This window comes from Ornithinimicrobium sp. (assembly GCF_035267225.1).
GTDB lineage: Bacteria > Actinomycetota > Actinomycetes > Actinomycetales > Dermatophilaceae > Ornithinicoccus.
In genome coordinates this window covers 19,322-33,414 of record NZ_DATFMA010000090.1, presented here as the reverse complement: position 1 = coordinate 33,414, position 14,093 = coordinate 19,322, and the positions used below count along the sequence as shown (strand labels likewise).

6 protein-coding genes are annotated in these 14,093 nt (G+C 70.1%); 1 reads left to right on the top strand and 5 read right to left on the bottom strand.

Translation table 11 applies throughout. The annotated features are described in order from the left end of the window. Window positions 1-4: 4 nt before the first annotated feature. The 4 genes from pgm to VJ976_RS08745 are packed head-to-tail and all read right to left on the bottom strand — an operon-like array spanning window position 5 to window position 9,236. The gene (gene pgm / locus VJ976_RS08760; protein WP_324099823.1) at window positions 5-1,663 is read right to left on the bottom strand and encodes a phosphoglucomutase (alpha-D-glucose-1,6-bisphosphate-dependent); all 1,659 of its coding nucleotides are present in this window, start codon (window positions 1,661-1,663) and stop codon (window positions 5-7) included. Beyond that, on the bottom strand, window positions 1,663-5,445 hold the full coding sequence (gene glgB, locus VJ976_RS08755; protein WP_324099822.1) for a 1,4-alpha-glucan branching protein GlgB: 3,783 nt from the start codon (window positions 5,443-5,445) through the stop codon (window positions 1,663-1,665). The genes pgm and glgB overlap by 1 nt, the downstream gene beginning before the upstream one ends. Further along, window positions 5,438-7,162 carry a maltose alpha-D-glucosyltransferase gene (gene treS, locus VJ976_RS08750; RefSeq protein WP_324099821.1) on the bottom strand — a complete coding sequence of 575 codons (1,725 nt, stop codon included), beginning with the start codon at window positions 7,160-7,162 and terminating at the stop codon, window positions 5,438-5,440. Before treS ends, glgB begins: the two co-directional genes overlap by 8 nt. A gap of 4 nt (window positions 7,163-7,166) precedes the next feature. Then, window positions 7,167-9,236: a maltotransferase domain-containing protein gene (locus tag VJ976_RS08745; RefSeq protein ID WP_324099820.1), complete on the bottom strand. Its 2,070-nt coding sequence runs from the start codon at window positions 9,234-9,236 to the stop codon at window positions 7,167-7,169. A 111-nt stretch (window positions 9,237-9,347) separates the two neighbouring features. Here VJ976_RS08745 and glgP point away from each other — a divergent pair, with 111 nt between their 5' ends. Next, window positions 9,348-11,927, top strand: a complete 2,580-nt coding sequence (gene glgP / locus VJ976_RS08740; RefSeq protein ID WP_324099819.1) for an alpha-glucan family phosphorylase — start codon at window positions 9,348-9,350, stop codon at window positions 11,925-11,927. A 51-nt stretch (window positions 11,928-11,978) separates the two neighbouring features. On the opposite strand, the gene glgX is transcribed toward glgP, so the two are convergent. Further along, window positions 11,979-14,051 (bottom strand): glycogen debranching protein GlgX, encoded by a 2,073-nt coding sequence (glgX, locus tag VJ976_RS08735; RefSeq protein ID WP_324099818.1) that lies wholly within the window; start codon window positions 14,049-14,051, stop codon window positions 11,979-11,981. Window positions 14,052-14,093 lie beyond the last annotated feature (42 nt).

The following is a 14,093-nucleotide window of genomic DNA, read 5'->3' as shown; positions in this document are numbered from 1 at the left end:
CGGGCTAGCCGGACGAGGTGCCCAGGGCGTCGTCCACCACCTTCTGGGCGTCCTGCTGGACCCGCTCGAGGTGCTCGGGGCCCTGGAAGGACTCGGCGTAGATCTTGTAGACGTCCTCGGTGCCCGACGGCCGCGCGGCGAACCAGGCGTTCTCGGTCAGCACCTTGATCCCGCCGATCGCCTCGCCGTTGCCGGGAGCCTCGGTCAGCACCTGGGTGATGCTCTCCCCAGCGACCTCGGTGGCCGTGATCGAGTCGGCGGACAGCTCCTTCAGCTTGGCCTTGGCCTCCCGGTCGGCGGGCGCGTCGATGCGGGCGTAGGCGGGGTCGCCGTACGTCGAGGTGAGCTCCCGGTAGCGCTCCGAGGGGGTGGAGCCGGTCGTGGCGAGGATCTCCGAGGCCAGCAGGGCCAGGATGATCCCGTCCTTGTCCGTGGTCCAGACCGACGCGTCGTGGCACAGGAACGAGGCGCCCGCTGACTCTTCGCCACCGAACCCGATCGTGCCCTCGAGCAGGCCGTCGACGAAGAACTTGAAGCCCACCGGCACCTCGACGAGCTTGCGGCCCAGGCCGTCGGCGACGCGGTCGATCATGCTGGAGGAGACGAGCGTCTTGCCGATCGCCACCTGGTCGCCCCACTGCGGGCGAGCGCCCCCGTAGAGGTAGTCGATGGCCACGGCGAGGAAGTGGTTGGGGTTCATCAACCCGCCGTCGGGCGTGACGATGCCGTGCCGGTCGGCGTCGGCGTCGTTGCCGGTACTGATCGCGAAGTCGTTCTTCGCCTTGATCAGGGAGGCCATCGCGTGGGGTGAGGAGCAGTCCATCCGGATCTTGCCGTCACCGTCCAGCGTCATGAACCGCCAGGTCGCGTCAACGAGTGGGTTGACCACCTTGAGGTCGAGGTCGTAGGTGTCGGCGATGGCCTGCCAGTACTCCACGGCCGCGCCGCCGAGCGGGTCGGCACCGATCCGCAGGCCGGCCTCACGGATGGCGTCCAGGTCGAGCACCCGTGGGAGGTCCGCCACGTAGCGGCCCATGAAGTCGTAGGACTGCACCAGGTCACCGGCCTTGGCCCGGTCTGCGCTGATGCGGTGGACACCGTCGAGGTCTGCCCGGAGCAGGTCGTTGGCGCGGTCGGCGATCCAGCCGGTGGCATCGGAGTCTGCCGGCCCACCGTTCGGTGGGTTGTACTTGAACCCGCCGTCCCGCGGCGGGTTGTGCGACGGCGTGACGACGATGCCGTCGGCGACGTCCTTCCCGCTGCGCTCGGCGTTGGCGACCAGGATGGCTCGAGAGACCGCCGGCGTCGGCGTGTAGCCCCCGTCGGAGTCCACGAGCGTGGTCACCTCGTTGGCGGCCAGCACCTCCAGGGCGGTCGTCCACGCCGGTTCGGACAGAGCATGGGTGTCCCGTCCGAGGAACAGCGGCCCGCCGATGCCCTGCTCGCGCCGGTAGTCGCAGATCGCCTGTGTCGTGGCGAGGATGTGGTCCTCGTTGAACGCGGTGTCCAGTGAGCTGCCGCGGTGCCCGGAGGTGCCGAAGGAGACCTGCTGGGCGACGTCGTCGGGGTCGGGTGTCTGTGCGTAGTACGCGGTGACCACGTGGGCCACGTCGATGAGGTCTTCGTCGCGTGCCTGCTGGCCGGCGTTCTCGTGGTTGGCCATCACTGTTCCTTCGTGGTCGTGTCGGTGCCTGCCGCCTGGCTTGACGTGTCCTGGGTCTCGTTCTGGGATTCGGGTGCGTCGGGGACCAGCCAGATCGCCCCGAGCGGCGGGACGGTCACCTCGGCGCTGTAGTCCTGGCCTTGGTGGGGCTGGTCCTGCGCCGTCACGCGCCCCATGTTGCCGACGCCGGAGCCGCCGTAGGTCTCCGCATCGGTGTTGAGCACCTCACGCCACTCGCCGCCCTGCGGCAGACCGAGACGCACGCGGCGGTCGCCGTCGCCGAAGTTCACGGCCACCACGAGCACGGGTCGTTCACCGGAGTCGTCCGGGTTTCCGCGGCGCAGGTAGGCGTAGGTGTTGCCCTCGGCGTTGTCGGCATCCAGCCACTGGAAGCCCTCTTCGGTGTGGTCGAGCTGCCACAGCGCCGGGTGGGCCGTGTACGTCGTGTTGAGGTCACGCACGAGGTCTGCCACGCCCCGGTGGTCCGGCTGGTCCAGTGTCCACCAGTCCAGCCCGCGACCGTCGGCCCACTCGGCCTCCTGGGCGAACTCGTTGCCCATGAACAGCAGCTGCTTGCCCGGGTGGGACCACATGAAGGACAGGAAGGCCCGGACATTGGCCAGCTGTTTCCAGCGGTCGCCGGGCATCTTGCGCAGCAGGGAGCCCTTGCCGTGCACCACCTCGTCGTGGCTGATGGGGAGCACGAAGTTCTCTGAGAAGGCGTACACGAGGGAGAAGGTCAGCTGGTGGTGGTGGTACTGCCGGTAGACCGGCTCCTTGGACATGTAGTCCAGCGAGTCGTTCATCCAGCCCATGTTCCACTTGAACCCGAAGCCCAGGCCGTCCGCGTCCGTGGGCCGGGTCACGCCCGGCCAGGACGTGGACTCCTCGGCGATGATGACCACGCCGGGATGCAGCCGGTACGCCGTGGCGTTCGCCTCCTGCAACAGGCGCACCGCGTCGAGGTTCTCGTTGCCGCCCTGCTCGTTCGGGATCCACTCTCCGTCCTCACGCCCGTAGTCGAGGTAGAGGATGGAGGCGACCCCGTCCACCCTCAGGCCGTCGGCGTGGAACTCCTCCAGCCAGAAGACCGCGTTGGCGACCAGGAAGTTGCGGACCTGGGGGCGGCCGAAGTCGAACACGAACGAGCCCCACTCCTCGTGCCAGCCCTTCCGGGGGTCGGGGTGCTCATAGATCGACGTGCCGTCGAAGCGCGCCAACGCCCAGGGGTCGGTCGCGAAGTGCCCCGGGACCCAGTCGAGGATGACGCCGATGCCGGCCTGGTGCAGCGCGTCGATGAGGTGCTTGAGGTCATCCGGGCTGCCGAGCCGAGAGTCGGCGGCGAAGTAGCCGGTCACGTGGTAGCCCCAGCTCGGGGCGTAGGGGTGCTGCATCACGGGCATCAGCTCGACGTGGGTGAAGCCCATCTGGCTGACGTACTCGACGAGCTCGGTGGCGAGCTCGCGGTAGCCCAGCCCGGGGCGCCAGGAGCCCAGGTGCACCTCGTAGGTGCTCATGGGTGCCGAAACGGCCGGGGTGGAGTCCCGGCGCTTCACCCACTCGGCGTCCCCCCACTCGTACTGCGACTCGGTCACGATCGAGGCCGACGCCGGCGGCTCCTCCGCGGCGCGGGCCAGCGGGTCCGCCTTCATCGTGCGGGTGCCGTCGGGCCCGGTGATGTCGAACTTGTACCGGCTGCCCACCTCGGCGGCAGGGACGAAGAGCTCCCAGATGCCCGAGCTGGCCAAGCCCCGCATCGGCAGGGTCGAGCTGTCCCACTGGTTGAAGTCGCCGACGAGGTGCACGCTGCGGGCGTTCGGCGCCCACACGGCGAACGAGGTGCCCACCACCTCGCCCATCGGGCCGTCGTAGCGGCGGACCTGCGCGCCGAGCACCTTCCACAGCTGCTCGTGCCGGCCCTCGTTGATGAGGTGCTGGTCCGTCTGGCCCACCGTGGGCAGGAAGCGGTAGGGGTCGTCCTGGGTGTGGGTGAGGCCGTCGCTCCAGGTCACCTCGAGGCGATAGTCGCTGACCTCCTCGGTGTCCAGCACGACCGTGAAGATGCCATGGGACTCGTGCTCCATGGTCTTGCGCTCCTCGCCGGGCAGGAGCAGTACCACCGACTCCGCCAGCGGCCGCATCGCCCGGACCGTCACCCCACCGTCGTGCGGGTGCGCACCGAGCAGCGAGTGCGGGTTGCCGTGCTCACCGTTGAGGAGCTGCTCCACCTCCTCCGCGGGCAAGGGCTTGGCTTCGGGTCCGCTTCTCGTGTTCACCGTGGTCTCCTGGTGGGCGTGGCTGGGCTGGTCCGGACGGGGCGATGGGGGTGGACGGTCGTGATCGGGCGGCAGGTGGGGCTGTCCCCGCAGCAGCCGGTTGACCGCGGTCGCGGGGATCGTGACCCATCGCGGCCGGTTGCGCGACTCGTAGACCACCTCGTAGAGCGCCTTGTCCAGCTCCAGGGCGGCCAGCAGGGCCCGGTGCTCTCGAGGGTCGGACCCGGCGGCGGCGGCGTAGCCGTCCAGGAACGCCTCCTGCACGCGGGCGGCCCACTGGCCTGAGTCGAGGTGTTCGCCACCGCCGACGGCGCCGGAGACGTAGTCGAACGAGCGCAGCATGCCCGCCAGGTCTCGCAGTGTCAGGTCCGGCACGGCTCGCTGGGCCAGCGGGCGCAGCGGCTCACCCTCGAAGTCCAGCAGCACCCAGCCCCGGTCGGGCACGTCGAGGACCTGACCGAGGTGGTAGTCCCCGTGGATGCGCTGCATGCTCGGCCACGGCTGCTCCGCCGCCGCCTCGAAGGCCGCGGCGATGCCCGCTTCGTGCTGCTGCAGCTCGGGCATCTCGAGCAGCGCCTCCGCGCTTCGCGAGCGCCACTGCTCCAGCAGCTCGTCCTTGCGTTCCGGTGTGGCCGGCTCCTGCCCGAGCTCGGAGCGCAGCAGGGCGTGTACCTGCGCCGTCACCTCGCCCAGGGCCCGGGCGCGGTCGGTGAAGTCGATGTCACTCTGCGCTGCCCCCAACGCGGTGCGCCAGGCGTCCTGCACTCCGGGAAGGAACTCCTGGGCGAAGACCAGATGGCCGGACTGCGCTGCGCCTTCCGCCCCGGTCCAGGAGCCCTCGAGGTGTCCTACCGGGGGCGGCACATGCGGTGAGCCCGCCCGCGCCAGGGCGCTCTGCACGACCACGTCGGGGTTGGCTCCGTCGTGCAGGATGCGGAAGACCTTGACGATGCATCGCGCCGGGGCGTACTCGTGCTCCGCATCGTCCAGACCCCGGGCCTGCACGATGATCGAGGTGTTCGACTGCTCTCCGGTGAGGACGGCAGCCCGCTCCACCTCGGCGGGCCCCTGGCCGGAGGCGGCGTGGTGGCCCTCGACAACGAGCGAGCCGTCCTCGTCGCTACCGGAGACCGACTGCTGCCCGGTGATGAGGTCGAGCACCACCTGGGCGTAGGCCGGGTCGTGCGGACCGTCGTAGACGTGCTGGCCCTCCGTGCTGGTGATCAGGGCGTCCAGCAGGTCCGGACGAGCGTGCTGCCGGTAGGTGAGCGGCACCTGGTACAGCGTCGGCGGTGTGGACGACTCGTCCAGCAGCAGGTGCGTGCGCACCGCCGGCGCCGCCTCGGCCTGCCCAGCCTGCCCCCCGCGGGCCAGGGTCAGCGCGCCGAGCTCGCGCAGCTGGGGCCGCCTGCCCTTGCCCGCGTACCAGCGCTGGGTCGGGACCCACTCGCTCAACAGCTCGCCGAGAAGCTCCGGCAGGGGGGGCACCTCCGGCGCTTCAGGCATCGGGCACCTCTTCGTCGGCCTCGAGTCCCAGCCAGAAGAAGTCACGGGAGCCGAAGGTCAGGTGGATGGTGCCCTCGGCGCTGACGTTGGGGAAGCCGATGCCGCCGAAGAGGTCGTAGGTCAACACTGCGCGCAGCCGGTCCGGGGTCGTGACTACCGCCGCCTGCGGGCGCGAGGACAGGTTGTGCACGCACAGCACGGCCTGGTAGCCCTCCCGGGACTTGGGGTCGCCGGGGGGCAGGATCCGCACGAAGGCGAGCACCGCGTCGTTGTCCGCCTCGCAGAGCACGAAAGCGCCGGTGCCGAACACCTCGTTGGCGGCGCGGACCGAGAGCATGCCGCGCATCCAGTGCAGCAGCGAGCTCCCCGAGGCCATCTGGGCTTCGACGTTGACGCTGTTGTAGTGGTAGACCAGCGAGGAGACCACCGGGGAGTACAGCTTGCCCGGGTCGGAGGTGGAGAATCCGGCGTTGCGGTCCGGCGTCCACTGCATGGGTGTCCGCACCGCGTCCCGGTCCTCCAGCCAGATGTTGTCCCCCATCCCGATCTCGTCGCCGTAGTACAGGCACGGCGAGCCCGGCAGGCACAGCAGCAGGGCGTTGATCAGCTCGATCTCGCTACGAGAGTTGTCCACCAGGGGGGCGAGCCGGCGGCGGATGCCGATGTTGGCGCGCATCCGGGGGTCGGGGGCGTACCAGCCGTACATGGCCGAGCGCTCCTCGGTGGAGACCATCTCCAAGGTCAGCTCGTCGTGGTTGCGTAGGAAGGTGCCCCACTGCGTTCCGGGCGGGATGTCCGGCGTCTCCTGCATCACCCGGATGATCGGCTCGGCCTTCTCCTCCCGCAGCGCGTAGTACAGCCGCGGCATCACGGGGAAGTGGAAGCACATGTGGCACTCGGGCGCTTCCGGAGTGCCGTAGTAGTCCACCACCTCGTGCGGCATCTGGTTGGCCTCGGCCAGCAGCACCCGGCCCGGATACTCGGCGTCGACCATGGCCCGCAGCGCCGCCAGGAAGGCGTGGGTGCCGGGGAGGTTCTCGCAGTTGGTGCCCTCCTCCTCGAACAGGTACGGCACGGCGTCGAGCCGGAAGCCGTCGATACCCATGCCCAGCCAGAAGCGGACGACGTCGAACATCGCGTCCTGCACCGCGGGGTTCTCGAAGTTCAGGTCCGGTTGGTGGGAGAAGAAGCGGTGCCAGAAGAACTGCCGTCGCACCGCGTCGAAGGTCCAGTTCGAGACTTCGGTGTCCACGAAGATGATCCGCGCGTCGGCGTACCGGTCGTCGGTGTCGGACCACACGTAGAAGTCGCCGTAGGGTCCTTCGGGCTCGCTGCGCGAGGCCTGGAACCAGGGATGCTGGTCGCTCGTGTGGTTCATCACCAGGTCGGTGATGATGCGGATGCCACGCGCATGCGCCGCGGAGATGAGCTCCTGGAAGTCGAGCAGGGTGCCGAACTCCGGTAGGACGGCGGTGTAGTCGGCCACGTCGTAGCCGCCGTCCCGCAGCGGTGAGGCGTAGAACGGCGGGATCCACAGACAGTCGATGCCGAGCCACTGCAGGTAGTCGAGGCGTCCGATCAGGCCGCTGAAGTCGCCGGACCCGGTCCCGGTGGAGTCGTCGAAGGCCCGGACGAGCACCTCGTAGAAGACGGCCTTGCGATACCAGTCCGGATCGTTCCGCAGCCCAGGTTGGTACAGGTTGAGCCCACGCACCATGGGCTCAGAACCGCCGTACGTGGATCAGGTGGGCGGGCTCTCCCCCCACGCCGAGACGTACGTAGTTGCGGCTGCCCCAGTTCCACTGCTCCCCGGTGATGAGGTCGTGGGCGACGAAGCCGTCGTGCCAGTCCAGGCCGAGGGCCGGCATCGCCAGGTTGACCATGGTCTCGCGCATCGAGTGCGGGTCGAGGTTGACCACGGCGATCACCGTGTCCGTGTCCGAGCCGTCGTGCGCCCCGCCCCCGGTCTTGGAGTAGACCAGGACGTTCTCGTCGTCGGCGCTGTGGAAAGTGATGTTGCGCAGCCAGTGCAGGCAGGGGTGGTTCTTGCGGGCCTCGTTGAGAAGCTTCAGGTACGGCCCGAGGTTCGGCCGGCCCTGGGCCTCCCCGGTTCCGCCGTGTCCGGCGTCCAGGTCCCACCGGCGGTTCTTGTACTCGTACTTCTCGTTGTCGATCTGCTCCTCGGCGCCCGGGCGGGCGACGTGCTCGCAGTGCTCGTAGCCCGCGTAGATGCCGTAGGTCGGCACCAGCGTCGCGGCCAGCGCCGCCCTCAGCTTGAAAGCGGTGGGGCCGCCGTACTGCATGTACGGGGTGAGGATGTCGTGCGTCGTGGGCCAGAAGGAGGGGCGCATGTAGGCCGCTGCGTCCCCGGAGAGCTCGGTGAGGTACTCGCGCAGGTCGGCGGCCGTGTTCCGCCAGGCGTAGTAGGTGTAGGACTGCTGGAAGCCCACCTTGGCCAAGGTGTGCATCATGGCCGGTTTGGTGAACGCCTCGGCGAGCCAGATCACGTCGGGGTAGTCCTGGCCGATGTCGGCGATCAGCCACTGCCAGAACTCGACCGGCTTGGTGTGCGGGTTGTCGACACGGAAGATGCGGATGCCGTGGTCGAGCCATACCTGCATCACCCGGCGCATCTCGGAGTAGGCCAGCTTCGGGTCGTTGTCGAAGTTGAGCGGGTAGATGTCCTGGTACTTCTTGGGCGGGTTCTCCGCGTAGGCGATGGTGCCGTCGGCCTGGGTGGTGAACAGCTCCGGGTACTGCTCCACCCAGGGGTGGTCCGGCGAGGCGGACAGCGCGATGTCCAGAGCCACCTCGAGGCCCTCCTCGCGTGCCCGGTCCACGAAGGCGTCGAAGTCGTCGAAGTCACCGAGGTCGGGATGGATCGCGTCCTGGCCGCCGTCGGCCGACCCGATGGCGTACGGCGATCCCGGGTCGTGCTCGCCGGCCTCCAGCGAGTTGTTCGGCCCCTTCCGGTTCGTCTCGCCGATGGGGTGAACAGGCGTGAGGTAGACCACGTCGAACCCCATATGGGCGATGGCCGGCAGCCGATCGGCCGCGGTGGCAAAGGTGCCGGAGGTCCACAGGCCGGTCTTCGGGTCCTGCTCGGCGCCCTCGGAGCGAGGGAAGATCTCGTACCAGGCGCCGTTCAGGGCGCGCTGGCGCTCCACCCACCAGACGTACTCGCGGGACGGGCTGACCATGTCGCGCAGCGGGTCCCGGGTCAGCACGTCGGCGGTGGCCCGTCCCGCACCGGCGGCCAGACGGGCCTCCTTGGGACGGCTGTCGTCCCGCAGCGCCGCGATCGAGTCGCTGAGGTGCTGGGTGTCGTCGTCACTGCGCTCGACCTCGTCGCGGGCCCGCTCCAGCAGGCGCGCTCCCTCCTCCAGCATCAGCTCGACGTCGACGTCGGCCTCGACCTTGATCTGCGCGTTGTGCCGCCACGTCGAGTACGGATCGGACCAGCCCTCGACCCGGTAGCTCCATCGGCCCTCCCGGTCGGCGAAGACCGGCGTGGCCCAGTGGTTGAGTCCTTCGTTCAGGCACCTCATCCCCACGGGGTGCTCCGCGCCGTCCGGGTCGGTGAGCACCACGGTGGCGTTGACCGCGTCGTGACCCTCGCGGAACACGGTGGCGCTCACGGTGAACAGCTCGCCGACCACCGACTTGGTGGGCCGGTCCCCGCCGTCCACGGCGGGGGCGACGTCCTGAACCGGAATGCGGTCGATGGGCACCTGGCCCACGGTCGCGAGAAGGTCACGGTCGATCGGGTCATCAGAGCTTGGTGACGTCACGGGTGAGACGCTACCGGCTCCCGGTCATCCAGGGCACCCTTGACATCGGCATCTGCTCTGGACCGGTGCGGGGGATCGACCGCCGGCTGACGTGCCCTAGGGTGTGCCAGCGTGAAAGCGATTCGCCGGATGCACGTGCGCACCGTCCTGCCCGACTCCCTCGCCGCGCTGAGCGGCCTGGCCCAGAACCTGCGGTGGTGCTGGGACCGCCCGACCCAGGAGCTCTTCGCCAGCATCGACCCCAAGCTGTGGAAGACGGTCAAGCGCGACCCGGTGGCCTTGCTCAGCCGCCTCACGCCACAGGACCTGGACGCGTTGGCACAGAGCACCTCGTTCGCCGAGCGCCTGAGCGACGTCGCGGCCGGCCTTCGCGACTACCTCACCGAACCCCGCTGGTACCAGGAGCAGGCGCAGGCCTCAGCCGAGCCGTTCCCGGCCGCCATCGGCTACTTCTCGCCCGAGTTCGGTATCACCGAGGCCCTGCCACAGTATTCCGGCGGTCTCGGCATTCTGGCCGGTGACCACCTCAAGAGCGCCTCCGACCTGGGGGTCCCGATCGTCGGGGTGGGTCTGTTCTACAAGAGTGGGTACTTCCGGCAGCGCCTGAACGCCGACGGGTGGCAGCAGGAGAGCTACCCGCTGCTCGACCCCGACGACCTGCCGCTGTCGCTGTTGCGCGAGCAGGACGGGTCGGCCGTGGTCATCGAGCTCGCGATGCCCGGCGGTTCACACCTGCACGCTCACGTCTGGAAGGCCAGCGTGGGTCGCGTCCCGCTGCTGCTGCTGGACTCCGACGTGGAGACCAACGACGCTGCCCGTCGAGACCTCACCAACCGCCTCTACGGAGGGGGTGGTGACCAGCGGCTGGAGCAGGAGATGCTGCTCGGGATCGGAGGCGTGCGGGCGCTGCGCGCCTGGAGCCGGATCACCGGCGCCCCGGCTCCGGACGTGTACCACACCAACGAGGGGCACGCCGGGTTCCTCGGCGTCGAGCGCATCAGCGAGCTGGTCAGCAGCGAGGGCCTGGCCTTCGACGAGGCAGTGCGCGCCGCGCGTGCGGCGACCGTCTTCACCACGCATACCCCGGTGCCCGCGGGGATCGACCGGTTCGGCGCGGACGCGATCCGCGCCCACTTCAGCGGTTCGGCCGAGCTGCCCGGGGTGCCGGCCGAGGACCTGCTGACCCTCGGAGCCGAGACGTACGACGGCGGCGTGCCGGGCATGTTCAATATGGCGGTCATGGGGATGCGCCTGGCCCAGCGGGCGAACGGCGTCTCGGTGCTGCACGGGGCGGTGAGCCGGGGCATGTTCCAAGGACTGTGGCCGGGCTTCGACGTGAGCGAGGTGCCGATCGGCTCCATCACCAACGGTGTGCACGCCGCCACCTGGGTGGACCCCAGGCTCGTCGAGCTGGCCGAGGACGTCCTCGGCCCGCAGGCCCTGCAGACCGGGCAGATGTGGCACCGCGCGGCCGAGCTCCCGCGGGAGCGCTTCTGGGCGCTCAAGCGCGGGCTGCGCGAGCAGCTCGTGGCCGACGCCCAGTCCCGGCTGCGCAGCTCGATGAAGGGCCGCGGCTCCACCTCGGCCGAGCTGGGCTGGGTCGATGACGTGCTCGACCCGGACGCGCTGACCATCGGCTTCGCCCGACGCGGCGCCACGTACAAGCGGCTCACCCTCATGCTGCGCGACCCCGAGCGGCTGAAGAAGCTGCTCCTGGACCCGCAACGCCCGGTGCAGGTGGTGATCGCCGGCAAGTCGCATCCGGCCGACGACACCGGCAAGGCGTTGATCCAGGAGATGGTGCGCTTCACCGACGACCCGGAGGTCCGCTCCCGGATCGTCTTCCTGCCGAACTACGACATCGCGATGGCCCGGCGGCTCTATCCGGGATGCGACGTGTGGCTGAACAACCCGCTGCGCCCCTTCGAGGCGTGTGGCACCTCCGGGATGAAGGCCGCGCTCAACGGGGCGCTCAACTTGTCCATCCTCGACGGGTGGTGGGACGAGTGGTTCGACGGCCGGAACGGCTGGGCCATCCCGACGGCTGACGGGGTCCAGGACCCCGAGCGTCGGGACGACCTGGAGGCCGCCGCTCTCTACGACCTGTTGGAGCAGTCCGTGGTGCCCACCTTCTACGACCGGGGATCCGACGGGATCCCGCACCGGTGGCTGGACATGATCGACCACACGCTCACCACACTGGGGCCCAAGGTGCTGGCCGACCGCATGGTGGCGGACTACACCCAGCAGCTCTACGTCCCGGCCGCGCGCGCGGGCTGGGCCGTGGGCGCCGAGGGGTTCGAGGGCGCTCGCGACCTCGCCGGGTACGTCCGCCAGGTCCGGCAGGCGTGGCCCGAGGTCAGCGTCGACCATGTGGACGCCGACGGTGTCTCCGACACCCCTCAGGTCGGCGACGTGGTACGGGTGGATGCCTGGGTGAGTCTGGGCAGCCTCGCCCCGGAGCAGGTCGCGGTGCAGATGGTGCTGGGTCGGGTCAGCCGCAGCGATGAGCTCAAAGAGGTGGAGACCTCGCTGCTGCAGCACGCCGAGGCCTATGAGGGCGGGCGGCACCGCTTCAGCGCCGAGCTGGTGCTGGGGCGGACCGGTCCGGTCGGCTGGACGGTGCGGGTGCTGCCCGTGCATGCCCAGCTGAGCACCACCGCCGAGCTGGGCATGGTGTCCACGCCGTAGGTCTGGCCCCCGAGGTGTGCCCGCCCTCGGCCCGGGCGCGCGACCCCGGGCTCAGTCGAGGGTGGCGGACAGGTCGAGCCCGACCCGTCGCGCCCACTCGGCGGGCCCGACGCCGGGCAGCCGCATGGGCGTGGGGTGGGCGCGGGCGTCGATCGCCAGCAGCACCGCGGGATCCGGCGAGCCGTCGTGCTCGGTGTCGAAGAGCGCCTGCACGCAGCGGCGGTGCGGGTCGACCCATTGGGCCTCGGTCATCGTCTCCCCCCGCTCGTCGAACCAGCGCAGCCGCACGTGCCCGGGGACGGGTTCGAAGGTCGGGAACCGGCTCGGTCGCAGCACCGCATACTCCGCGCGCAGCGCGGCCAGCTCGCCCACCTGACCCAGCAGCTCCCGCTGCCACGGCGCGAGGTGCCAGCTGAGCCACGAGATCTCGTTGTCCTGGCAGTAGGCGTTGTTGTTCCCGCCCTGGCTGCGGCCGAGCTCGTCACCCGCGGTGATCATCGGCACGCCGGGGGAGAGGAGCAGGGTGGCCATCAGGCCGTGCATCGCAGCGCGCCGTGAGGCCAGAACCGACCGGTCCTCGCTCGGCCCTTCGTGGCCGTGGTTCCACGTGCGGTTGTCACCGTGTCCGTCTCGGTTGCGCTCGCCGTTGGCCTGGTTGTGCTTGCTCTCGTAGGCCGTGAGGTCGGCCAGCGTGAACCCGTCGTGGGAGGTGATGAAGTTCACCGACGCGATGGGGCCGCGGTCGCCGGCCGCGAAGGCGTCGCGAGAGCCGGCGATCCGCGTGGCGAGGTCGCGGACGCCGTGGCCGCCGTGCCCGTCCCGGTCGCGCGCGAGGTCGGGGCCCCAGAAGGTGCGGACGGTGTCGCGGAAGCGGTCGTTCCACTCGGCGAACGGCGGCGGGAACTGGCCGCTGCGCCAGCCGTGCACGCCGACGTCCCACGGCTCTGCGACCAGCTTGACCTCGGCGAGCACGGGGTCGCTGCGCATCGCCACGTGCAGTGCGTGGTCGGGGTCGAACTCGTGGTCGCGACCGCGGGCGAGGGCGGGGGCGAGGTCGAAGCGGAAGCCGTCGACGTGGAACTCCTCGACCCAGTAGCGCAGCGAGTCCAACACCATGCGCGTCACGATCGGCTCCCGGGTGTCCACGGTGTTGCCACATCCGGTGACGTCGATGTCGCGGCCGCGCTCGTCCAGCCGGTAGTAGGTGCGGTTGTCCAGGCCGCGCCAGCTCAGGGTCGCGCCGTGCTCGGCGGACTGCTCGCAGGTGTGGTTGTAGACGACGTCGAGCAGCACCTCGATCCCCGCGGCATGGAGAGCCTTCACCGCGGTCTTCAGCTCGCGCACCACACCCTCCGGGTCCTTCGCGGCGGCGTAGCGGGCCTGGGGTGCGAAGAACCCCAGGGTGTTGTAGCCCCAGTAGTTGCGCAGACCGCGACGCCGCAGGTGCGGCTCGTCGGTGGAGGCATGGATCGGGAGCAGCTCCACCGCGGTCACGCCGATCGAGCGCAGATGCTCGATGACGGCGGGGTGACCGAGTGCCGCGTAGGTGCCCCGAAGGTGCTCCGGGACCTCGGGGTGGCACTTGGTGAGGCCCACGACGTGCGCCTCGTAGATCACCGTCTCGCTCCAGGGCACGCCCGGGGCCGTGTCCCCGGCCCAGTCGAAAGCCCCGTCGACCATCACCGCGCGAGGCATCCACGCCGCGCTGTCACGGTCGTCTCGGACGTCGCCCGGGCCGTGCCAGCTCGCGTCGACCCGGTGGCCGTAGATCTCCGGTGCCCAGTGCACCTCTCCTTCGAGGGCCCGGGCGTAGGGGTCCAACAACAGCTTGGCCGGGTTGTGCCGGTGACCGCGGTGAGGGTCCCACGCGCCGTGCACCCGGAAGCCGTAGCGCTGCCCGGGGTGGACGCACGGCACCTGGTCCCACCAGATGCCGTGGGCCGACCGGGTCAGTGGCACGCGCCGCTCGCTGTCCGGCGAGGCGTCCGGGTCGAACAAGCACAGGTCCACCGCCTCGGCGTGCCGGGCCCATACCGCCACCTGGGCGCCGGTGGCGTTCAGCCTCACCCCCAGGGCGGGAGGGGTGTCGCGGGATGCGTGGAGGGGTCGAACGGCGTGCGTCACGGGCGACACCCTAGGTCCGCCCCGCGGAGTCGGTACGTTGGG